Source organism: Acinetobacter sp. TSRC1-2 (assembly GCF_049895885.1).
Taxonomy (GTDB): domain Bacteria; phylum Pseudomonadota; class Gammaproteobacteria; order Pseudomonadales; family Moraxellaceae; genus Acinetobacter.
The window spans coordinates 1-22,073 of record NZ_JAFCTF010000020.1 but is presented as its reverse complement, the minus strand read 5'-3'; the positions used below and the strand labels follow the sequence as shown (position 1 = coordinate 22,073).

15 protein-coding genes and 2 pseudogenes are annotated in these 22,073 nt (G+C 39.2%); 8 read left to right on the top strand and 9 right to left on the bottom strand.

Going from position 1 to position 22,073, the window contains the following annotated elements:
- The first annotated feature begins 190 nt into the window (after window positions 1-190).
- The 4 genes from ACP69Y_RS15765 to ACP69Y_RS15750 all read left to right on the top strand — a co-directional run bounded on the left by ACP69Y_RS15765 (window position 191) and on the right by ACP69Y_RS15750 (window position 10,139).
- Window positions 191-4,540 carry a filamentous hemagglutinin N-terminal domain-containing protein gene (locus ACP69Y_RS15765; RefSeq protein WP_425919400.1) on the top strand — a complete coding sequence of 1,450 codons (4,350 nt, stop codon included), beginning with the start codon at window positions 191-193 and terminating at the stop codon, window positions 4,538-4,540.
- A 284-nt stretch (window positions 4,541-4,824) separates the two neighbouring features.
- Window positions 4,825-6,513: a ShlB/FhaC/HecB family hemolysin secretion/activation protein gene (locus tag ACP69Y_RS15760; RefSeq protein ID WP_425919399.1), complete on the top strand. Its 1,689-nt coding sequence runs from the start codon at window positions 4,825-4,827 to the stop codon at window positions 6,511-6,513.
- A gap of 110 nt (window positions 6,514-6,623) precedes the next feature.
- A complete protein-coding gene (locus tag ACP69Y_RS15755) occupies window positions 6,624-8,450 on the top strand; it encodes a YDG domain-containing protein (protein WP_425919398.1) in 1,827 nt (608 codons plus the stop codon).
- 3 nt (window positions 8,451-8,453) lie between these two features.
- Complete coding sequence (locus ACP69Y_RS15750) at window positions 8,454-10,139, top strand: ShlB/FhaC/HecB family hemolysin secretion/activation protein (protein ID WP_425919397.1); 1,686 nt, start codon at window positions 8,454-8,456, stop codon at window positions 10,137-10,139.
- A gap of 230 nt (window positions 10,140-10,369) precedes the next feature.
- Here ACP69Y_RS15750 and ACP69Y_RS15745 read toward each other — a convergent pair.
- Window positions 10,370-10,648: pseudogene (locus ACP69Y_RS15745) on the bottom strand (IS5/IS1182 family transposase); the annotation flags it as partial.
- A gap of 63 nt (window positions 10,649-10,711) precedes the next feature.
- Between ACP69Y_RS15745 and ACP69Y_RS15740 the strand changes: the two are divergent.
- A pseudogene (locus ACP69Y_RS15740) lies at window positions 10,712-10,888 on the top strand (IS3 family transposase); the annotation flags it as partial.
- A 30-nt stretch (window positions 10,889-10,918) separates the two neighbouring features.
- On the opposite strand, the gene ACP69Y_RS15735 reads toward ACP69Y_RS15740, so the two are convergent.
- Window positions 10,919-12,862 carry an ATP-binding protein gene (locus ACP69Y_RS15735; protein ID WP_425919396.1) on the bottom strand — a complete coding sequence of 648 codons (1,944 nt, stop codon included), beginning with the start codon at window positions 12,860-12,862 and terminating at the stop codon, window positions 10,919-10,921.
- A 380-nt stretch (window positions 12,863-13,242) separates the two neighbouring features.
- On the opposite strand from ACP69Y_RS15735, the gene ACP69Y_RS15730 reads away from it, so the two are divergent.
- Window positions 13,243-13,422 carry a hypothetical protein gene (locus ACP69Y_RS15730; RefSeq protein ID WP_425919395.1) on the top strand — a complete coding sequence of 60 codons (180 nt, stop codon included), beginning with the start codon at window positions 13,243-13,245 and terminating at the stop codon, window positions 13,420-13,422.
- Between the two features lie 320 nt (window positions 13,423-13,742).
- Here ACP69Y_RS15730 and ACP69Y_RS15725 read toward each other — a convergent pair whose 3' ends face one another.
- From ACP69Y_RS15725 to ACP69Y_RS15710, 4 genes are all read right to left on the bottom strand, one after another.
- Window positions 13,743-16,166, bottom strand: a complete 2,424-nt coding sequence (locus ACP69Y_RS15725; protein WP_425919394.1) for a fimbria/pilus outer membrane usher protein — start codon at window positions 16,164-16,166, stop codon at window positions 13,743-13,745.
- Window positions 16,166-16,894 carry a fimbrial biogenesis chaperone gene (locus ACP69Y_RS15720; RefSeq protein ID WP_425919393.1) on the bottom strand — a complete coding sequence of 243 codons (729 nt, stop codon included), beginning with the start codon at window positions 16,892-16,894 and terminating at the stop codon, window positions 16,166-16,168. Before ACP69Y_RS15720 ends, ACP69Y_RS15725 begins: the two co-directional genes overlap by 1 nt.
- 190 nt (window positions 16,895-17,084) lie before the next feature.
- Window positions 17,085-17,573: a spore coat protein U domain-containing protein gene (locus ACP69Y_RS15715; protein WP_425919392.1), complete on the bottom strand. Its 489-nt coding sequence runs from the start codon at window positions 17,571-17,573 to the stop codon at window positions 17,085-17,087.
- 216 nt (window positions 17,574-17,789) lie between these two features.
- Complete coding sequence (locus tag ACP69Y_RS15710) at window positions 17,790-18,272, bottom strand: hypothetical protein (protein WP_425919391.1); 483 nt, start codon at window positions 18,270-18,272, stop codon at window positions 17,790-17,792.
- Window positions 18,273-18,671: 399 nt separating this feature from the next.
- Here ACP69Y_RS15710 and ACP69Y_RS15705 point away from each other — a divergent pair, with 399 nt between their 5' ends.
- Window positions 18,672-19,352 (top strand): LuxR C-terminal-related transcriptional regulator, encoded by a 681-nt coding sequence (locus ACP69Y_RS15705; RefSeq protein ID WP_425919390.1) that lies wholly within the window; start codon window positions 18,672-18,674, stop codon window positions 19,350-19,352.
- Between the two features lie 16 nt (window positions 19,353-19,368).
- Here ACP69Y_RS15705 and ACP69Y_RS15700 read toward each other — a convergent pair whose 3' ends face one another.
- The 3 genes from ACP69Y_RS15700 to ACP69Y_RS15690 form a co-directional block, all read right to left on the bottom strand.
- Window positions 19,369-19,824, bottom strand: coding sequence for a transposase family protein (locus tag ACP69Y_RS15700; protein ID WP_425919405.1), 456 nt, complete (start codon window positions 19,822-19,824; stop codon window positions 19,369-19,371).
- Window positions 19,821-20,622 (bottom strand): IS5 family transposase gene (locus ACP69Y_RS15695; RefSeq protein ID WP_425919389.1). Its coding sequence is split into 2 segments (ribosomal slippage): window positions 19,821-20,357 and window positions 20,359-20,622, totalling 801 coding nucleotides; the frame shifts between segments, so codons are not numbered across the junction. Before ACP69Y_RS15695 ends, ACP69Y_RS15700 begins: the two co-directional genes overlap by 4 nt.
- A 32-nt stretch (window positions 20,623-20,654) precedes the next feature.
- On the bottom strand, window positions 20,655-20,981 hold the full coding sequence (locus ACP69Y_RS15690) for a transposase family protein (RefSeq protein WP_425919388.1): 327 nt from the start codon (window positions 20,979-20,981) through the stop codon (window positions 20,655-20,657).
- A 401-nt stretch (window positions 20,982-21,382) separates the two neighbouring features.
- Here ACP69Y_RS15690 and ACP69Y_RS15685 point away from each other — a divergent pair, with 401 nt between their 5' ends.
- On the top strand, window positions 21,383-21,598 hold the full coding sequence (locus tag ACP69Y_RS15685; protein ID WP_131386541.1) for a hypothetical protein: 216 nt from the start codon (window positions 21,383-21,385) through the stop codon (window positions 21,596-21,598).
- Window positions 21,599-22,073 lie beyond the last annotated feature (475 nt).

The following is a 22,073-nucleotide window of genomic DNA, read 5'->3' as shown; positions in this document are numbered from 1 at the left end:
ATGTTGTCCAAACAAAGGGTATGATTCACTGTGATGATTAATTAAAATACCAGTTATAAAAAACGAAATTTAAACAGAATAACTTACAAACTCTCTTGTATTTTTTAAAATACCCAATTCTAGTGATATACCGCATTAATGCGTGATGTTCTAATTATTGATTAATGCTTGAATTTTCCTGAGATTAATCATGAACAGATTCTATAGATTGGTTTGGAATAATAAAATGCACTGCTGGCAAGCAGTATCAGAATTAGCAAAACGCCATTCTGGCAATCGAACTGTTTCAGATACAAATAAAAATATGATTAAAGTACTGATGTGCTGTGCTTTAAGCACCGTTTTACTCACCCTCAGTAGCAGCATTTTTGCTGCCATCAATGAGACAACTTTGCCAACAGGCCAGCAGGTGATGTCTGGCAGTGCTGATTTTACCCAAACAGGCAATACGCTAAATATTAATCAACATACTCAAAATCTTTCAACCCATTGGAACACTTTTAATATTGGTCGTCATGCAACAGTCAATTTTAATCAGCAGAATCAATCTTCGGTTGCATTAAATCGTGTGCTGGACAACAACGCCAGTCAAATTATGGGCCGGCTAAATGCGAACGGTCAGGTTTTTCTGATTAACCCAAATGGTGTGATTTTTTCTAAAACCGCTCAAGTCAATGTGGGCGGTATTGTTGCTTCTACCCTAGATTTACAAGAATACGATTTATTGCAAGGTAAGTTTACTTTTGCAGGTCGTGGGGAAAATGGCGCAGTTGAAAATTATGGTGATATTCAGGTCGCAAATAGCGGCACGGTTGCACTCATTGCGCCTGTTGTAAAAAATACGGGTTCTATTACTGCACCTAATGGTCAGGTCAAATTAACTGCTGCGGATAAAGTTCGTGTCATTCTGCAAAATGGAAAACTTGCAAGCTATGACATAGACAAGGGAACCTTGCAGGGCTTGGTTGAAAATGGCGGCGCCATTATTGCAGATAATGGGGTTGTGCATTTGACCGCAGTTGCAGAAAAGCAGCTGGGCAGAGCAGTGGTGAACCACACGGGCTATATTCAGGCAAACCGTTTGGAAACCAATGCCAAGGGTGAAATTGTACTGTTAGGCGATATGTCTAAGGGTGCAGTCAATATTTCAGGCAGTTTGGTAGCTGAAGGTAAAAATGGGCAGAATGGCGGTTTTATTGAAACGTCTGCTGCCAGTGTAAATATTGCTGACCTAGCACAGGTAAGTACAAAGGCCGGTACAAATGGGAAAACGGGTACATGGCTGATCGATCCGGTAGATTTTGTGGTGGCTGCTAAAAATGGAAACATGACCGGTGCAGCACTGAATGCCGCCCTAAAAAATACCGATGTAACGATTCAAACGACAGAAACACAGGCGACAGTGTTGAACAATTCCGCCCTCACCCAGAACAACAGCGCCGGAAAAGGCGATATTTTAGTGAATGACGCCATTCAATGGGACAGTGGGAAAACACTGACACTGGATGCTTATAATAATATTTATATCAATAATGTGGTGGATGCCAGTCAGGGAGAGGGTGGAAAACTTGTACTGAAATACGGACAGCAAAGTGCGGATGGCAGCAACGGTATCATTTATAGTGCTATTCATGCTCAGACCATGCCAACCTATGCGGATTATTTTATACAAGCACCGGTGCATTTACAGCAAGGTTTAAATTTTAGTACACAACGTGGCTCGGATGTTGCAAATTTAAAAGAATTTCAGGTGATTACTGATGTGACAGCTTTGCAGGAAATGAAAGATGATTTGGTAGGTAACTACGCCCTAGGCACTCATATTAATGCAAGCAGTATCGCTAATTTCACCCCGATTGGCAGCATGATTGAAGGTAGTGGGCCAAATGCAGGAAACAGTCCATTTACAGGATTGTTTGATGGTTTAGGTCATGTAATTGAAAATCTGAAAATCGATAAGCAGGGCTACCAAGGACAAGGCAGCTATGTGGGCTTATTTGGAAAGATTGAGGATGCGGATATCCGCAATGTAGGTTTAATCAATGCACAGATTCAAGGTAGTGAGTCAGTAGGTGGACTTATTGGCAGTATGGTTAATTCAAAGCTGAGTAACAGTTTTGTACAGGGGAATGTAGAGGGGCGCTACGCTGTAGGAGGCTTGGTCGGCGAGAGTTATTACAGCACTGTTGATCGGGTGTATAGCTCGGCTCAGGTGAATAGTGAAAATGGCTCAAGTGTACTGATTGGAGATAATTGGGGATCTTCCATAAGCAATGGTTATTTCACTCAGGCAGGTGGCGATATAACAGTCTGGAATAATGCCGGAGCGGAAAGCACGCTAACAGACAATCAGGCTAAATCAAAACAAAACTACCTGGATTTAGGTTGGAATATTAGTGATATGGCAGGCAGTGGCGCAGCATGGCGGATTTATGAAGGACAGACAGGGCCACTACTGCGAGCATTTTTGACCCCATTGGCAGTTAAAGCAGATGACTATCACACTGTATATAATGGTTCAAATCAAAACAGCAGCAGTTATACCAATTCTGTACAGAATGCGGATACTTCAAAGATAAAGGGAAATGCTGTTTATGAGGGCGGCGGCAAAAATGCAGGTGTTTATAAGTCACAATTGAGCGGGTTGTATTCTGAACAAAATGGATATGATCTTGCATTTGAAGCGGCCGAGGTCAAAATTGATAAGGCCACTATCAGTAATATCACTGGAATTAGCGCAAATAATAAGACGTATGACGGGACAAATTTAGCGATAATTAATACAGCCAATGCCGTTTTTGATGGTCTCTTGCAGGGAGATCAGCTAGGTATTATCGGGCAAGGGATATTTTCTGATGCTGCTGTGGGAAACAATAAGCAAGTCAATATTCAGAACTTGGTGTTGACAGGTACTGATGTACAAAACTATCAGTTAGCTAATTTACAGCTTACTGCACAGGCCAATATTACTGCGGCTAGCAGTGCAAATATAAGTGCTTTGGCAACGCCAGGCAGCACGCCTAATATGAATAATATCGGTGCGATTTCGCCAATAAATCTGGCTGGAATGGATCTTGAAAGTGCATTAATGGCTGTTCAAAGTCAAAGAGCGAACTTATTGGAAAGTCAGCTTCGAGATCAGATGGCGGGAGTGCAGGCCAGGAATGAGCAAATTGGCAAACTCAATACGACATTGAATAGCTTGCAAGCTTTATTGGCGATATTTTCAACAACACAAAAGTCTATCCAGCTTACTGCCGGATCAAATATCGACAAGCTGTTCCAGAAGCTTAAAGTTGATGCTCAATCTGCTGGTGTAGATATTGGAAGCCTATTGAAAGGCAATATTTTAAATAAAGCAGATATAGAGGCAGTGCAAACAAGGATTAGAGGTCAAATAGATTCAGGGTCAAACTCTCAGCAAATGGACATGCTCCTCTTGCAGGTTTTGTCTAATAAGCGCAATGAAGCTTTTGATGTTATGACGAACTTCAATCAGAAAATACAGGACAGCCGAAGTTCTATTATTGGCAATATGCGTAATGTTGCTCAACCACCCGCCATTCCTGTCATGAGTAATAATGGAAACTCATCAGTTCCAGCTGCTACGCTTCCAGCAAGTATTTTACCTTCTGCAAATACAGGAGGAAATCCGAGTCTTCCAAAGCCTTTAGATACTTCAAATACCAATAATTCTAATAAGCCAGCAGTTCCAGCTGTATCTGGATCTTCTGCACCTGGGTTATACGTACAAGTTATTGATGGTCTAATACAACTATCTAATTCTAGTGGTGCCCTTAATTTATCACCGGGACAATTTGGTTACACACCAACACAGATGCCACCTCCAATTATCGTTCCTGTAAATCCATCAAGTACGCTTCCTGCTACTGCGTTTCCAGCAAGTATTTTACCTTCTGCAAGTGCGGGAGGTAATCCGAGTCTTTCATTGCCCTTAGATACTTCAAATACCAATAATTCTAATAAGCCAGCAGTTCCAGCTGGAATAGCTTCTAATACTGGCAGCTCGAATAATAGTGCGAATAAACCAAAGACTTCTGCTGATTTTAGTGATTTGAAAGATCTGGATGCTGCGACAAGGGCAAAGTTTGATGCATTAATAGCTGCTGGGGTTTTTGAGGGAAGCAGTGGCAATGCCTTAGGTTCTGATGAGATGAATCGAGCACAATTTGCCAAAGTGGCTGCATTGATTTTGGGAGTAGCAGAGAACCACCCATCAAACACTTCAGGCTTTCAGGATGTGCCTACTGATGGATATGCACTGCTATATATAGAGGCTATAAAAAAAGCTAGATTAATTGATGGTACCGGAGCGTTTAATCCTTCTGGAAATATAACAAAAGAACAATTGGCTACATTCCTGGCCAAGCTTCCAAATTCGAATAGCGTGCCTAAGCCTGTGCCAGATACTGGCTTAACTTCACCCGATGCAGCAAAGCAGTCATCCTCAGGTATGAACAGCTCAGATATAGAGCAATTGAAAAAGCTCTTAAATAAAATAAATTCAGGCAGTGATTGATCAGCAGCATCTAAGCAAGCGTTGCTTGAAAAATTGCAACAAGCCACTCCTGCAAAATGAAATTGAGCTCTAAGGACAGATGATGCAGGCCCCATTTCGGCAGCACAGCGATTTAAATCATTGACTGTGCTGCAAAAGGGGTTCTGAAGTTTTGCAGAGGTTGAAAATACTGAAAAAAACGACTTTGAATTTTCAGTAAGGATGCTCAGAAATCGGCATGGGTATATAGCCTTTTCTATGAATGAAATAACGGTCTCTTTTTAAGATTAAATATTGGGGTTGAAATGAATAAAAATTTAATGGCGATTGCTTGTCCTAAAACGTTGCTTTTATGCAGTTTAATCGCAACAGGGCAGCTTTGTTTTGCAGAAAATATCCCAAATGCAGGTCAATTATTGCAGGAAGCAAAAAGCCCGCAGATTCAGCCTGCACAAGAAAATAAAGCTCTGGAAGCACCAGTGCCGCAGCATACTGTTCATGGGGAGCAGCAAGTGTTTGTTCGCCAATTTGAGATTCAGGGCAATACGCAGTTTTCTGAATTGGTACTTCGCCAACAAATTCAAGCCTATGAAGGCAAGCAGCTGACATTGACGGAATTGCAGCAAGCAGCAAACAAGGTCAGTGATTATTATGCACAAAATGGCTATAGCTACAGTTATGCATTTTTGCCGGCCCAAACACTTAATGGGGGGATTGTTATCCTTCAAGTCGTAGAAGCGCAATTGAATGGCGTGCATTTAAGCAATGCGTCAAATACCCGGTCGTGGCTGGTAAATCAAATGATTGCACCATTGCAAAATAAACAGCTATTGAGTGATCAATCTCTAGATGAAATATCATCCCGCCTGAATCGGCTAAATGGAGTGGAAAATAATTTATCTTTTACTGCAGGACAGTCACAAAATGAAACTTTACTGAATGTAGAGTTGGCTTCCGCACAAAAATATCAGGCATATTTAGGTGCAGATAATTTCGGCGGTAAATATACGGGTAAAGTCCGTGGTACAGGCGGTTTACGTGTGAACAGTCTATTGGGGCTGGGGGATCAGCTGTCATTGGATGCCATGAGCAGCGGTCAGCGGATGAACTATGGAAAAATCGGTTATTCAGCATTGATACATGGTTCAGGAACACAATTAGGGGCGAGCTATTCATATTTAGAATATGAATTAGGTCAAGATTTAAAAGATGCAGGCTATGAAGGCAATGCTAAAGAAACCTCTGTTTGGTTGCAGCAGCCAGTCATACAAAGTACAAAGCAGCAAACAATACTGTCCCTAAACTATACACACAAACAATTAGAAGATGAGGTAGAGACAGTTAAAAATTACAATCACCGTAATGTTGAAAGCTTTCAGCTCGGATTAAATCATTCATCATATGACTCAGTGGGTGGCGCGGGTTTTAATGAGTTTGCAGTAATTAATTCATTCGGACATTTAGATATTGGAGATGACGCGGTTAAAGCTGTAGATGCACTTTCACGTCAATCTGATGGTGACTATTTAAGTGTATTGCTGAAAGCATCGCGCCTGCAAAAAATTATGAAGAGTAATGAATTATTTGCATCTATTGAAGGTTTTTATAGCCCTGATAACCTGGACAGTTCTGAAGCTTACTATGTGGGTGGTTCAAACTTCATGCGCGGTTATAAGAGCAGTGTATTTTCTGCATCGCAAGGTTTGGCATCCAGTTTAGAGTTGAGGCAGGATTTATGGTCAAATGCGCAAAATCGGCTAAACGGAAAATTATTTCTTGATATGGCTAAATTGAAGTTGAATGCACATACATGGATGGGTTCTACTGAAAAGAATACAGTATCGCTGAGAAGTGCGGGCATAGGTCTCAGCTGGGACCATCGTTATACAGGCAGCATTCAAGCTACATTCGGGTTCCCTTTAGGCGACAAGCCTGTACAAATGAATGAGCGTGATAATTATCAAGTCTGGATAAATTGGCAGAAAACTTTTTAATTGAAAAAGGCACTGTTGCAAATAGAGACTTGAGTCGATGATGAACCGTACCGGGAAATAACATAAGTAACACAAACATCTATGCTCCTGTTTATGGTAACTATTGGAATATGACTACATCCGGGATTGCAACTCAAAGCAATTCTGGATCAGGTTTAACATCTGAACAAATGAAAAAAGCAGGGAGTTTTGCTGGATGGAATATTGATAACCAGGGCGGAATAGACAAAATCTGGCGGATTTATGAAGGCCAAACTGCACCATTATTACGTAATTTTTTGACTGCAATTGATTTGAATAATATAAATAAAACATATGTTTATGATGGGAAAAATCATTCATTAGATTTGACGGCTTATGATCCATCAAAACTAATATTATCATCCGGGACTACGCAGGGTACTAATGCAGGAAAATACACTGCAAACTATTATTCAAATCAGCAAGGCTATGATCTGATAGGGATTGGACCGACTTTAACCATTACCCCAAAAGCCTTGATCATTATCGGCAGTAAAGTAGCAGACAAAGATTATGACGGCACTACCACAGCACAAGTCACGGCAGGTACCCTTTCAGGGCTTGTCGGTAATGAAAAACTGGGTATTACAGGAACAGGCCAGTTCAATAGCAAAGATGTACTGACAGCGGATATTGTGACGGCACACTACACCTTGCAGAATGGCAGCAATGGCGGGCTGGCAAGTAACTACAGCCTTGCAGATGAGAATCTTAAAGCCTCGATTAAGGCGAAAGCATTGAATATTGTAAACATGACAGTAAGTGATAAAGAATATGATAGATCTACATTAGCAAATCTTAGCAGTGGACAACTTAGCGGATTGGTAGGCAATGAAACCTTGGGCTTTATTGCTGGTAGTGGCAGCTATGCAGATGCCAATGCGGGTGCAGGAAAAGCAGTGACCGTGACAGGCAGCACCTTATCCGATGCTACGGGATTAGCCAGCAATTACAGCCTGAGCAATCCGACAGGTCTCACTGGAAATATCTTAAAAGCGAAAGCAATCGTAACAGCGAACAGCTTGAATACGGTTTATAACGGCCAAAATCAAACGGCCTCAGGCTTTACCGCTTCTGGCTTGGTCAATGGCGAAGATGAATCAGTTCTGACAGCTGTGACAGCATCGGTTTCAGCTAAAGATGCAGGTCATTATGACAATATCGCAACCGGTACAGACAAAAACTATGATCTGACCTTTGTTAATGGCTCACTGGATATTGCCAAAGCCAAAATCAGTCAGGTCACCGGCCTTACTGCCAATAACCGTGTCTATGATGCAACCACCAATGCAAGTCTGAACACATCATCTGCGCAATTCGATGGCATTGTGAGTGGTGATGAACTGCTTGTTGCAACAGCCACAGGACAGTTCAGCGATAAGAATGCAGCAACGGGGAAACAGGTCAGTATCAACAGCATTAGCCTGAATGGTGCAGATGCACACAACTATGAACTGGTGAGCAATACCGCACAAACGACTGCAGATATTATTCAAGCCAATATTGGTTCTATTACTGAAATTACCGCTGATAGCCGAACTTATGATGGATTAACCGCAGCAATGCTGAATACAGATTATGCAAAATTCAATGGGATTTACGCAGGTGATCAGCTGACTGTCGCAACAGCAACCGGTCAGTTTGATAATGCAACACCAGGGCAAGCAAAGACTGTTTCGATTACAGGCTTAAGCTTAGGTGGGGTAGATGCGCAAAACTACAACCTTAAAGATACCACTGCGATGACTTCGGCAGCCATTCAGCTGTTAACACCAGCTAATTATTTACAGGCGATCCAATTGAAACGTCCACGCTATTTGCCAGAAACAAATAACGCATTAAATACAGTGAATCTAGACATACGCCAAGGCGGGGTTAATACCTCTGGCATCCAGACATTAAAAGGGGAGTACTAATTGATGAAACTACAATTGAACGTATTAACTTTATCAATTGGTGCATGTTTAATGGTATTGGCAACAACCAATCAGGCAGCAACGGCACCGAATGCAGGACAGCTGTTACAACAGCAGCAACAGGGGCAAACACTTGAACCCCAGGCTGCGGTTGATGTTGAAAGTTCATCTGCTGTTACGGAACCGAGTGCAGCCCAAGTACAAATTCCTGTACAAAAAATCGAAATTTCAGGGAATAGCCGTTTTAGTTCAGAACAACTGCATCGACTGGTAGTCGATGCAGAAGGTAAAGAGCTGAGTCTCAATCAGCTTTGGGCTGTGACCCAAAGAATCACTCAGTACTACCAGCAACACGGTTATGGCTATAGTCGTGCATATCTGCCACAACAGAACTTGAGTCAAGGTGTGGTACGCATCAATATCCTTGAAGCGTATTACGATAAAGCTGTGATCAACAATCAAAGCCGCACCCAAAACTGGCTGGTTGAACAAACGCTTGCACCGCTTAAACAGGGTGAGCACATCAATAGTGATGAAATGCAACAACAGCTTAAATTGCTTAATCGCTTGGATGGTGTAACGACACGAAATGTACTAGCTCCAGGTGAAGCGGTAGGAAGTAGCCAACTGAATATCGAACTAGAAAATGCGCCGATGTTGAGTGGTTATCTGGGTGCAGATAACTTTGGCAACAAATATACCAGTCGAGTCAGAGGAAGCGCAGGGATCTCTGCCAATAATCTTGCAGGATTAGGTGATGAACTGAGCCTGGACATCATGACTGCAGGCGAGCGTATGAACTATGGCCGAGTCGGCTATGCCTTTACCTTTACCGGGATGGGGACTCGTGCAGGGGCAAGCTATTCCTATCTTGATTATGAATTGGGTAAAGAACTTAAAACCATTGGTGCAGAGGGTAATGCGGCCCAAACCAGTGTGTTTATCAGCCAGCCTGCATTATTGACCAATACGGCTGAAGTTTTACTCATCCTTCAGTATGACCATAAACAGCTTGAAGATGACATCAAGCTGAATCAATATCAAAAGCATCGTGATCTGGATAATGTCACTCTACGCCTAGATGGTTCACAGTACGATCAAATCTTCGGGGGCGGGCTGACCCAGTATGGAACGTCATTTACTTATGGTCGGGTGAATTTTAAAAATGCCGATGCTGCAATACTAGATGCCCAATCTGCTCAAACTGAGGGAGATTTCTATACGGTTTCGATGAATCTCTCCCGCCTGCAAAATTTGAATCAGAAAGGCATGCAGGGGTATTTGGGTATCTATGGCCAATACAGTCCTTACAATTTGGATAGTGCAGAACAGTATTTGGGTGGTGGCCCTTTTAATGTCAGAGGTTATGAATCCAGCCAGTTTGCAGGGTCGTCAGGCTACTATGCTACAGCAGAACTGAGACAAAAACTGTTTGCCAATGCCCAGCATCAAATTGGCGGAAAAGTGTTTATCGAGACGGCCGAAGTGACCTTGAATGCGGAAAAATGGACCGGGGTTACCGGGGACAATACAGCGCGGCTTAGCAGTGCAGGTTTGGGGTTGAGCTGGATCAGTGCCTGGAATATCCAGGCCAATGCCGAAGTGGCTTTCCCGCTGGGCAATATGCCAAGCCAGTTAGACGATCGTGATGATCATCAGTATTGGTTAAGTGTTCGTAAGACTTTTTAAGCTTAACTTGGGAGGTTTCGGCTTCCCTTTTTTGATTATTTTGTAACAAAACTTTATATGATACCAATCGACCCAATTTATATCTAAATTATTGATATTTAATTACTGTTTTATGTGTTGATATCGTAAAAGTCAGCAGTTCGAGTCTGTTTATACTTACCAAGATTTAATGCTAAACATAAGGGTTTTAAATAAAAAGACTTAAAGCCTTTTTTTATTGCCTGTAGGTTTCAATTAAAAATGTAAAATACCAATTCTATAAATTTATTCAGTACGGCAATACGGGCATGCAGCTCATTGACTTGTCGATTGAAGTTCCTTGCGATTAGTTTTTCGCCGAGATGCTTAATGCAAAGCATCTTAGCTTTCACTAAACATCGCTGATGATAGCCTGACCATTTTTTCCATAGTCTCGTGCCTAATCTCTTTACCGTTTTAAGAAGTTCATTCCGCTCTTGTGTAAAAGGCTTTAAATCTTTCTAAGGTCTGGCATTTCGTCTAGGTTGAATCCAGCATGAGTTTATTTGAGATGGTTAGATGACATTTTTTTAGTGTCGTAAGCACTATCCCCCATAGACGGCAGTGTGTTTTATACTCGAAAAGATCAAAATGCTGTCTTGTTTGAGTATATCGAAGTTTACTACAATCGAATTAGAAGGCATTCTGTAAATAATTGGCTAAGTCCAGAAGCCTTTGAGCAGAAATATTTTAAGAATTTAGAGGGATCAACTGTCCACGATCATTCTTAACTAAAGTATGTAAAAATCAAGAATATCCGCTTACTTTAAAGCGGTATCCGTTTTATTAATGGTCAAAGGTAAAATCACTTGAATTGAGGTTTTACCGGGCTGTGAATCAATTTTAAACTCGCCGCCCAGACGGTGAATACGCGCCTGCATGCTTTGCAGTCCAACATGCAGTCCAGCTTCCACTGTTTTGGGATTAAAGCCAATGCCATTGTCTTGAATACACATCATCAGTTCATTATTCTCTGTCTCAGTCAAAGAAACGTTAACTTCTGAGGCTTGGCTGTGTTTGAGAATATTGGTTAGTGCCTCTTCCACAACTCTGGTTAATGTAAGGCATTGCAGAGCTATGGGCATATTTTTCCATGTTTGTTCAAAGCACCATTGCGAACGGATGTCTATTTCCTCGAAGAGCTGGATAAATCTATAGCGAATAGGCGCTCCCCATTCGACAGGATTAGCAGGGACTTTGGAGGAGAGGCTTGAACCTGAGTCAACGATTTGCCGTAAATCACTGCGCAGCATTTTTAAAATAGATAGCACTTGTGGTTTAGTGACTTTATCGTTTTGTTCCAGTGTGATGATTGAGCGGACAATAGAACCACCTAAGCCATCATGCAAATCATGGGATAAATGAATGCGTTCTTGCAGCCGAGCATTTTCGATCGAAAGCTTATGCTGCTGTCCTAATGATGCCGTCAACTCCTGCTTGGCTTGAGTCACATTTTCCGCAAGTGTTTTATTAAAGCGTTCAATTTGCCGTGCATTTCGGGCTAGACGCATAGCTAAGATAGCACCAACCGCCATGGTGGTAAATGGCCCAGTATAAGGAGAAAGAGGGCGCCCTTCCATAGTGATCATAAACTGCGCATCATTAAAAGCGATAGGTAAGTAGATTAAATACAATACGGCCAGTAAATAAGTTTCTGGAAACTTTGATTTATAAGCAATAAAAGGATAGGTAATACATTTTAATAAAAAGATAACAACAGCAATTGAAAAGAAAAATTGTATTACTGCGCTGACTTGATCCGTTGGTGCCAAAGTAATGCAAACAGTAGCCACAGCTAAGAAGATAAAGAGTAATTTTTGAATGCGTGGAAATGATTTATTTGCAAAGTACCAAGCACCTAAACAGCCCCCGACAGTATAAAAACAGAAGATAATATTCTGTAAACGATCAATGCTGATGGCGGTAAAAAAAGAAATCGGGTCGGTATATAAAAAGCAAAAGCTGTAAATGACCCATCCTAAGCCAGTCATGGCAAACCAAAAGAACGCTTTTTCTTTGCGGTTGGCCAGCCATGCTAAAAGATAAAACACTCCCACTACAATGTTGACCATCATGTTCAATTCAGGGAGTATTCTTTTTTCTAAAAGCCAGGTTTTATACAGGCTGTAGGTGCTTGGGTAATTGCCTAAAGCAACATGGCCTAAACCGGATTTTTGGGTAATGCTTCCATATACTTGTATCCATAATGTATTTTGACCTTGCTTTAAGCTGGATGTGGGCAAATTCCATATACGGGGCATATACTGGCTGCGGGATGCTGGGTCTTTTAGGTATAAGTCTTGCCATAGCAAATCGTCATTTAAAAAGATTTTCCCGCTTTGTGTGATTCCCTCTATAGCAAAACTAAGCGGTGGATTGGACATATTAGTGTCACAGGTGTAGCTAAAGTGAATCTTATACCAAGCTATACCATGAAAATCTGGCCAGCGTTTTTCCCAGCGATCCGGTAGTTTTTCAAGGTTGACCCAGCCTTGAGCAGGGCGCTGCATTTCCTGATTTACATTGCCCTGAGCTGCCATTATGTTCTGTATTATGGTTCGACATACATCTTTGGGATGTTGAGTAGTTGAAGCTGCAAATGCAGTATTGAACAATCCGATACATAAAATGAAACAAGTGAAGATTGCCATGATAAAAGCGTCATGATTCAGCTTAAATGAAGCTTGAGCAAATCCCAGAGCCATTACACTTTCTTTCCTATGTATTTATTTTAAAAATTGGATAAATTTGATATTTAGTCAGAATGAATAAAATAGAAAAATCAAAGACTAATTTTGTAGAGTATATTTTTTTTTAACAAAAATATACAGATAAATTTCATGATATTTAAAGGAAAAAATTGGATAGTCACTGGGAGTAGTTTTGATGAGGCATACCAGCTCTGAATAATAACTTATTATTCAAAGATTGTGATACACAGTGTTTTGATGATTAATTTGCGCATTGTATTTAAGAATATTTAAGCTAAGGTGGGCTGATGCTCAGTAGTACGAAAGACATTGAAGCGCATATTTTTAGAACTGTATCAATTTGGCGGTAGCGCACAATGCGTAAATGACCCAATATGCCTGTACACCTAATCACAGCAGATCAAAGCCATTTTTATAAGCAAGGTTTGCCCGAGGGGATGAAGAAAATTTATGCCATTGATTTCAGTGTGGTCAAAGGCGGACATATGGTTCAACTGGAACAACCTGAAATGAGGGCACTTAAAGTCGCAAAAATTATTGAAATGCAGCGTTAACTAAAAAACAGCTCAATAGAATGAGTTTTAGCAAACTGATGCGTTGTCATTACAGATGAATGAGTGCTTTATTGAACATTTGCATTTGTTAAATTTAGCAATTGTATTAAACCAGTTAGGCCTCATTTTCTCTGAAATAGCTAATCCTAAGTCTGGCGATTATGAAACCAGTGTGACTGGATCGGCATATTATTAAGGCGGTGCAGGAAAGTTATGCAGTACATTTGACAGAGAGCATATGCCTGTGTAGATAATTGACCAATCCAAATCATTTTATAAGTCAGTAAAAAGGAGCTGATTGACAACTCCTTTTTTGTACTTTATTGGCAAGTTAAAACGACTATTTCATCCTTAGCTATATCAGGCTCTAAGGTAAACTGACTTGAGCAAGTCTGATTAGACGTTTGTACTTTAATAGAATAGCTTTGTGGGTTTAGAGCGTAAACAGTCACTAAGTTTTGACTGTTAATTGGATATTTACCCTGTGCAATTCCTTCAATGTTTACCATGCTTCCGCTTTCAAGCGGCTGCTGATTTTGATCAATAAATTTAAAGGTAATGTTGTGGCTCGCAGTATTGCTCATTGGGAAATCAATAATATATCCACGTTGATTGATTGGCATAATGGAGCGAGAAGAGTGGGCAAAACTATCTTCAATACTGATTTGGCTGTCGTCAAAGATCACACTATTCTCACTATAACCATATAAGTTATAGCTGAAAATTTCACCATTCTTGTTGGTTTTGCCTATATATGAACCATTGCTGTAAATATCAACATTTGGCGTACCATCAACGCGAACGAGTGCAAAGCTATTCGAAATATACTTACTTAGATCAAAACGGTTGCCTAACCAAACCAGAGATCCCATATAGCTTGCGTTGTAATATTTTTGATCATCTGTTTGCAGGTATTGTAAATTCAAGTCACCTGCATTGGTTTTAAAGCGTGTAGATAGATTGCCTGAATACTCATCGTGGCTGCGACTAGCGCCAATGCTATAGTCAAAACCAGTATTGCCTTCACTGTATTGATTAAACTGCAGATTAGTTTCGTCATCATCATGCTGATTCAGATTCAAGGATTGTTTATTGTTATCGAAATTGTAACTTAGCCTGAGGTCAACACTTGCACGGTCATTGCTCTCAGCATCATAGGAGATACCTAAACTACCAAATAGATTGTTAGATAAAGAGCGACTGGTGCTTAAATTGAATAGCTTTTGATCTTCTGAATTCGATTCTTCCCTGAATTTACGTTCAATATAGCTGAGAGAAAGATTATTCAGATAAGGGATCTGATTTTTGGATGCATAGATCTGGCTTTCCCGCGCTGGCAAATAGCTATGACTACTGTAGTCATCCAGACCTAGCATGCGAAAGTCTGTGCTATAATATTGTGAACGTAGGCCGACACTATAATTTTGTGTATTGCGCTTAAACTCAGTATTGACCGTATAGCCCTCTAAACCTGCTTCATCTGCATGGCTGTAGGCAGAGTTGACTTCCAGTAATCCCAACTTGTACAGATATTGGCTCCACATGAGTCCAGCACTTTCTAGTTTCTTACTATATTCTGCTGTTACGCCTAAAGTTGTCGATGCTGTGATGCCTCTACGAAGATAACCACTTCCAAACCAGTCACGATAATCATTATCGTCATAAGCATAGTTATAGCGTAATTTACCAGCGGAAAAATTATAATCTGTCAGTCCTGGACGTAGTAGCCGCTGATCGACGAAAACTGAGATATTTTGTACGGTCGTATTGCCTAAAATATCTTTGACAATAATTTGTGCATCACCTAAACCTGAAAAGCCAATATTGCTGTCAATGTTATATTGGCCAGGGTTCACTTTGGCGTTATAGGCTTGTGAACCGTTAATCATTAAATCGACAGTCGATTGTGTCAAAGCACTGCCTTGAACGGATGGGGTATTCCAATAGGTAAAATTGGGGCGTCTGCTGAAATTGGTGCCAAAGCTTAGACCGCCAAAATAGAAAGATTGATTCAACCCAGTATAGTTACTGACATTATCACCCAATTTTAAAGTCGTCATTTGTTCGGGGAATTCAAAACTTAAGGACGTATTTAAACGGTTGCTGCTCTGAGACTTGTTGTGATGATCATCATCGTTTTTACGAAACAAATGACTGCTGTTAAACAGCATGTTTTTCCAAAAAATGTTTAGGTCTGTCGAAGCATTGATTTGCTTGTTGTAATCACCATTTTGATAATAGACATTATAGTTAATAAATCCGCCTAAATTAGGCATGTCGGGTATAAAACGCTGCTTTGCAGCGAGTTTCTGCTTGAGCATATATTGCGCGGGAATGTTCAGTTTGAACAATTGACGCTGTGCATCAATTTCACTACTAAAACTAGCATTTTCAATTAAACAATATTGAATATTATCTTGATTTAATGCACTTAATTGAGAAATATCAACAAATCCTTGTTGAAGAATACTGCACTCTATATAGCGCTGCTGATTAATGTTAAGAATGAAGGCTTCTTGTTGCAGATCTACACCATTGATCCAAAGCCCTAAAATAGCATTATCTTGTTTAGGTGCATTGATTACTGAATGCTCGGTCCCTAATTCGGGCGCGGTTTTAGCCACAAGGTTTTTTTCAGCAACACTTTGTGCTAAGCCGTGTTGGGAATAAAGCGTACAGTAGATTAAAACGAGGGTAGATGGGGATGTGACAATATTGCGTACTTTTTTAATTCCTTTTTTCATTATTCCTGCTCCGCAATATCAAATTTCAACGGCTTATCGTTTTCGGTTTGCACAATGAGTTGAAGCCCTTTTTGCTGTTTAATAGCAGGAATACTTAATTGCACTTGTTGCTGCGCAAGAATATATTTCATTTCATTCGATGTAAAAATACTATTTCCTTTGGCATCTTGCAGAGTGAAACCAGTGATTTGGAAATGCCCTGTACCTAAATTTTTGGCATGAATAGTAGGCTGGTTATTCGAATCTTTTGTTAATTGAAATGACAAATCTGCTTTAAAATTTTTGCCTGTAAACAACGGTACATTAAAACCATACGCATATTTAATGCCGTTTGATTTTTCTATATCTGGCAATGGTGAAATTTTAATTCGCCAAGCTTCTTCATTTTGTAAGTTCATTTCTGAAATGGGCTGTTTAAAACCCATACGGATGACCTGCTTGCTGTTCGGCTCAAGCACAAATGATGCAGGACTAATAATCAGCTGATTGTCAGGGGTCAGAATGTCATTACCATTACTGTCTTGAGTCCATTTATATATATGAACTTCATAATTTTTGGGAGTTTCACCAGCAGAAGAGTGTATGTTGATGGTTGTTGTACGCTGACGATTGTCCCCATTGATTTGCATTTTGACTGGATAAATTGCGACATTGGCATAAGCTGTTGCCGACATCATGCCAGCAATACTGGCTAAAAAGCACAGGCGTATCAATGATAAGTGAGACATATGTTTTCCCCAAAACCATGTGGTATTTCAATTGCAAATAGACTGCAGTAAAGCTAATTTTAAAAGAGTGTGAATTGTGATGCGTAAAAATGAGGAAGCCAAATTTCTATACTTCAAATAGGAAGTTTTACAAAATGACTCTGTGGCATGTATGTGGACCAATGATCTGTAAATACATGCCTATGAGAAATTAGTAGCTAATTTCTAAAGTAACGTTATCGGTATAGGCACCTGCCATGTAATCTGCAGTTACAACAGGTGAAGACGTATTTGCAGTGAGCGTATAGTTATCAGTTTTAGTTGTCGCAGATGGCTGAACATTTACAGGGGTGCCATTATTGACATTGACAGCATTCGGGCCGCCAGACAGTTTGATGTTATAAGGAATACTTCGAGTTGAGTCGGTAGTATTAACCACAGCAGATAGGTTTGCTCCTTTTGAATTTGCAGATTTAGCTTGAATATTGTAAGGAACATTGCACTTCACATCGATGTTTTGATTTACCGCTGTGCCATCATGTGGCAATACTTTGTTAATGGCTGTACCATTACTAGAAAGCGTACATGCAGGGGGTACTGTAAGTGTATAGTTGACAGTAACCCTTTGTGTTGCAGCATGTGTAGCTAAAGCGCTTGTACAAAGTAAAAAGGCACTGGTTATTTTGAAGAATGAATTCATGTTTTCAATTTCCGAATGATCAAAAAATAGCACTGCTATAGAGAAAATAAATATTTCTTTAGAATGCTTAAATATATGATTGATTTTAGAGTTAAATAATTTTTAGGAAATAACTAAAATCAGGTATTATGGAAATGAGTTAATCATTAAAACGATTTACTTACATTTACTTTGATTCATTAAGTATATTTCTTGGAAAAAATTACGGTAGATAAATTAGAATTCGTTGACACTGAAGATCATTGATGTCCTATAGATTCCTGCTGGATATCTAGATAGATCTTCAAAGTCTTTTAACAAGAATTGCGTATATAGTGTTAAATTTTTTGGGGTAGCAGATGCACCAAAGTGAGTGTCAAAATTCACATTTGCAGAATTAGCAGTTTGACCGCCACCCTGAGATGGCGAAGTATTATCCCAACTACCACCAACTCTAGCGTTAAAAGGTACTTCAATGGACGTATTGGGCTGATTGTCCAGATAGAAAGCGCCTACATTTCCCTTGGTATTTGTCCATTGAAAGCTAGGCCTAACTCGATTCGTACAATTTCTAAAATATACATTCGTTAGCAATGAGTTAGTTGCTAAGTTCAAATTCACTGTACTGGCATCAGAAGTAACAGTGCAGTTCGCTGCAAATGCGGTATGAGTCAAAATACCAAAACATAAAAAGCCACTTAGAGTTAAAAAATTATTCATATCACAATATTCCTTAATCTTTTAATATAATCATAACTATTATTATTTTTTGATACATACCTAATTTTAAGTATTATTTAATTAAAATAACGGTCATGATTTATTTTAGAAACCATAAAAAAACGCCAAGAATTTTAAAATGATGGTTAGCCTGTTACAGCCTTAGAGCTACAGCCGCTCTATTTGCAGGGATTTATCACAAAGAGTTTTCCTTTTTATTTTTACTTAATGCTGCAATGCAATCAGAAGTTATTGTGGTTTTGGTTTATGATAGATATCACGTTATTGAGCAATTAGGGTGAGCCATTAAATTATTGAAATTTAAAATCCCAAATTTTAGGGATAGCAATTCTAAAGCTAAATGAAAAGAATCTATGTAAATAAAATGGATGGTAAAAAATGTTTAATTTCAGTACGCCATTGCTCAAGCCAATGCTGGTTTTAGAAGATGATCCTACTCAGCAGTTGAGGATTTCTAAAGTCTTACAGGCCTTTGGTTATGAAGAAAAAGATATCTTCTATTCTCAAACCATAGATTTTGCTGTAGATATTTGCAGTAAAAACTCCATAAAATTCATGCTTGTAGATTTAAATTTACCCGATGGCAGCGGCATCGATTTTATTATAAACATTCGTGCAATAGGTGAAAATACTGCACCTATTATGGTTCTTTCCGCATGGAATACTTTAGATGTTATTTATAAAGCTTTAAATGTAGGTGCAACAGGTTATGTCTTAAAAGAAACAGATGATTTTGAACTTATGTTTGCCATACGTACAATGCTGAAAGGCGGTGCAATTATCGATCCAAATATCGCCAAAAAAATTCTAAGCAAATTTAAAAAATCATTGATTGACTTGCCGGTGAGTCATGAGCAAGTTCATACAAGTCTATCACAAAGAGAAACGGAAATATTGACTTGCGTCTCTAATGGATTGAGTAGCCGTGAAATTGGCTTGGAGCTTAATATTTCAAAATACACTGTAGATGCGCATATTAAAAAGATTTATCAAAAGCTGGAAGTAAATTCCCGCACTAAGGCAATTTATGCAGGTAAGCAAATAGGTTTAATTAGTTAAATCCAATAGACTTCTTTCATAAATCATTTTTACTCAGTTCCAAGTTGTAGATTCCAGCGATTAAATTGAATCTCAAACCGAGTCTTTTCGCTCTATTTCGATAACGTTCGGCAAGGATCTTGAAGGTTTTCAGCCTGCCAAATACATGTTCAATCCCTATTCTTCTTTTATTGATTTCCTGATTATAGGTTTTTAGTTCAGGATCCAATTTACAGCGTCTTTTGGCTTTTAAGGGCAACAGGCTATTGGGATACAACGTATAAATTTCCTGATAGCCTTTATCTGCAAGAACAAAGGCTTCTGAAGGAATCAGCTTTATGTTTCTTTTAAATAGCTCGAAATCATGTACAGCACCGTGACTGCTACATAAACTCGGTATTTGCTGAGTCTTGTAGTGAATCATGGCCTGTACTTTGAAGGTATGGGTCTTTTTCTTGCCACTATAGCTTTTCTTCTGTTTTTTAGAACCTATCCAGAATATTTTCTATGCAAAAGTAGCCTTAAAAAGGCTAAATTAATGAACTGAAGGCTCGTATTTAGGTGCTTTTCACAGTTTTTCCAGAGCCTTCTACATTTTTCTAACCAAGCAAATGATCTTTCCACAACCCAGCGTTGTGGAATGACTGCAAATTTATGTAATTCACTTCGTTTAGCAACATCAACTCGGGCTCTGATTAAATTATTAACAGCCAAAGAAAAGGGTTCGCCTGTATAACCGCCATTAACAAGTACAACCTCTACATTTTGTAAGGTATCTCTATGCAAATTTATGGCATCTAACGCACCTTGACGATCTGTTTTATCTGCTGTCGTAACCAATATTCCATGCGGGAGACCTTGAGTATCAACAATAATATGTCTTTTAATGCCTGAAACTTTTTTACCAGCGTCATAGCCTTTATCACGTGCAGTATCTGTGTTTTTTACACTTTGTGAATCAATGATGATAAAGCTCGTTTGTTCTTTCCGTCCATTGCTGATACGGGCCTCGCCAACCACATTTTTTTAAAGCTTGCTCAAGTATGCTAGGTTCAGTTTCTGAAGACTTTTTATTCCAAATCGAGAAGTAATAATGCACAGTGCTTTTAGGTGGGAAGTCTCGAGGAAGCATACTCCATTGGCATCCACTTTTTAGAATATAGAGCAATGCGCAAAACACTTCATAGACATCAACGACTCTTGGACGTGTTTGTTTTCTTCCGCTCAATAGTAACGGTTCAATTTCTTTAAAAGCTTCTCGACTAATGTCGCTGGGATATGGTTTTCTCATGGGGGAAATTTAACAAATTATTTTTTCAATTTCTAAAAAAGAATGAAATTAATACTGGATAGGCTCTTAGGCCTTTGGATTGGAATTTCTGTGGCATCCACGATCACAACATTCCAGTCGATGCCTTCACCTTCGGGTAAACTCTTCGGTAAATTAAACAGATTGGACTGAATCAGGCAGTCTTCAACATGACGTACAACTCTTGAAGCTGTCGGCTCTGAAACCCCGTAACTCGTCGCAACGTGAAATAAGGTTCGATATTCCCGCCAATAGCTTAGACAGAGCAGAACCTGATCCTCCAGGCTTAACTTGGGCGGTCTGCCTTTGGCAGGGACATGCATTTTCAGTTGCTCAACCATTAAATAGAAGGTTGACCATGGCCAGTGTATCGATTGAATTGAGGATCAGAAAGCTTGTTTGAATCGGTGTATTTCATCCGCAGATTATGCACGAATGCTAAGAAATCAGGAGTGTAAATATTAACCAAAAGAAGATCATTTTTTTGATTTATGAAAGAGATCTAATAGCGGTCAGTAAATTTAGATTCATCAACATTTTATTTTAATTTTGTGTGTTTCTCATTTAAAAAGCTATAAAATTTATAGATATAAATATATTTTTTACTAGACATAATAACTACTCCATATAGTACAAAATACCAAGTTTTAGTGATATACAAATCATGTTAATTTTCATTAAATAAAATAGCTATTTAATAGTTAGATTCACTAATTTTTATTTTATTTTTTAGGGCAATATTATGTTCGGTTCAAAACGCAGTATTTTTGTAATCTTAGTTGTAATATCTTCATTCACCTCTGTTTCAGCTTTAGCATCAATGCAGATTATCCACAGTGTAGATTTTTCCTCTCAGCCTCAAAAAATAACAAATCAAACTAAAAGTGTTGTAGAAATTAAAAATTGCAAAAATAATGAGGAAGGCAGAACAGTTGAGGTTAAAAACACTTCTAAATAATTAAAAAGAAGATATTTCATATGGGTTGAAATATCTTCTTGACAACTTAATTAGGGCCTGTTGAGAATTAACGTGAGTTAATAACTTATGTTATGCAGTAAGTTTATTTTTGAGCATCTTTGCCACTACATGGTGTGGTCGATTTTTTAAAAATTTACAACATATAGAATGAGTGCGTAACATCAGCTAATATTTTTTATTTAACATAAAATTTTTACGTGATAACACACACAAAAAAAGCGCATATCTAGTGTCTGATGGTGGTGTGATGTTGTGTTGTGTTGTGTTGTGTTGTGTTGTGTGTGTTAGTCCCAAGTAGAAATGTCCTACCTAATAACCAAATAGAAATGTCCTATACAGACACTTCCAAGTCAAGCACAGGATTTAAATTTCTTTGCTCAATGATGGCTCTCTGAGCTTTACGACTCGGCATACTTTTCTGGGCCCGGGAACGTTTATTCTGTTTTTCCAACTC

What these genes read in the sequence shown, in the direction of transcription:
- ACP69Y_RS15765 (WP_425919400.1), top strand. Translation starts at nt 191, where the DNA reads ATGAACAGATTCTATAGATTGGTTTGGAATAATAAAATGCACTGCTGG.
- ACP69Y_RS15760 (WP_425919399.1), top strand. Translation starts at nt 4,825, where the DNA reads ATGAATAAAAATTTAATGGCGATTGCTTGTCCTAAAACGTTGCTTTTA.
- ACP69Y_RS15755 (WP_425919398.1), top strand. Translation starts at nt 6,624, where the DNA reads ATGACTACATCCGGGATTGCAACTCAAAGCAATTCTGGATCAGGTTTA.
- ACP69Y_RS15750 (WP_425919397.1), top strand. Translation starts at nt 8,454, where the DNA reads ATGAAACTACAATTGAACGTATTAACTTTATCAATTGGTGCATGTTTA.
- ACP69Y_RS15735 (WP_425919396.1), bottom strand. Translation starts at nt 12,862, where the DNA reads ATGGCTCTGGGATTTGCTCAAGCTTCATTTAAGCTGAATCATGACGCT.
- ACP69Y_RS15730 (WP_425919395.1), top strand. Translation starts at nt 13,243, where the DNA reads ATGCCTGTACACCTAATCACAGCAGATCAAAGCCATTTTTATAAGCAA.
- ACP69Y_RS15725 (WP_425919394.1), bottom strand. Translation starts at nt 16,166, where the DNA reads ATGAAAAAAGGAATTAAAAAAGTACGCAATATTGTCACATCCCCATCT.
- ACP69Y_RS15720 (WP_425919393.1), bottom strand. Translation starts at nt 16,894, where the DNA reads ATGTCTCACTTATCATTGATACGCCTGTGCTTTTTAGCCAGTATTGCT.
- ACP69Y_RS15715 (WP_425919392.1), bottom strand. Translation starts at nt 17,573, where the DNA reads ATGAATTCATTCTTCAAAATAACCAGTGCCTTTTTACTTTGTACAAGC.
- ACP69Y_RS15710 (WP_425919391.1), bottom strand. Translation starts at nt 18,272, where the DNA reads ATGAATAATTTTTTAACTCTAAGTGGCTTTTTATGTTTTGGTATTTTG.
- ACP69Y_RS15705 (WP_425919390.1), top strand. Translation starts at nt 18,672, where the DNA reads ATGTTTAATTTCAGTACGCCATTGCTCAAGCCAATGCTGGTTTTAGAA.
- ACP69Y_RS15690 (WP_425919388.1), bottom strand. Translation starts at nt 20,981, where the DNA reads ATGGTTGAGCAACTGAAAATGCATGTCCCTGCCAAAGGCAGACCGCCC.
- ACP69Y_RS15685 (WP_131386541.1), top strand. Translation starts at nt 21,383, where the DNA reads ATGTTCGGTTCAAAACGCAGTATTTTTGTAATCTTAGTTGTAATATCT.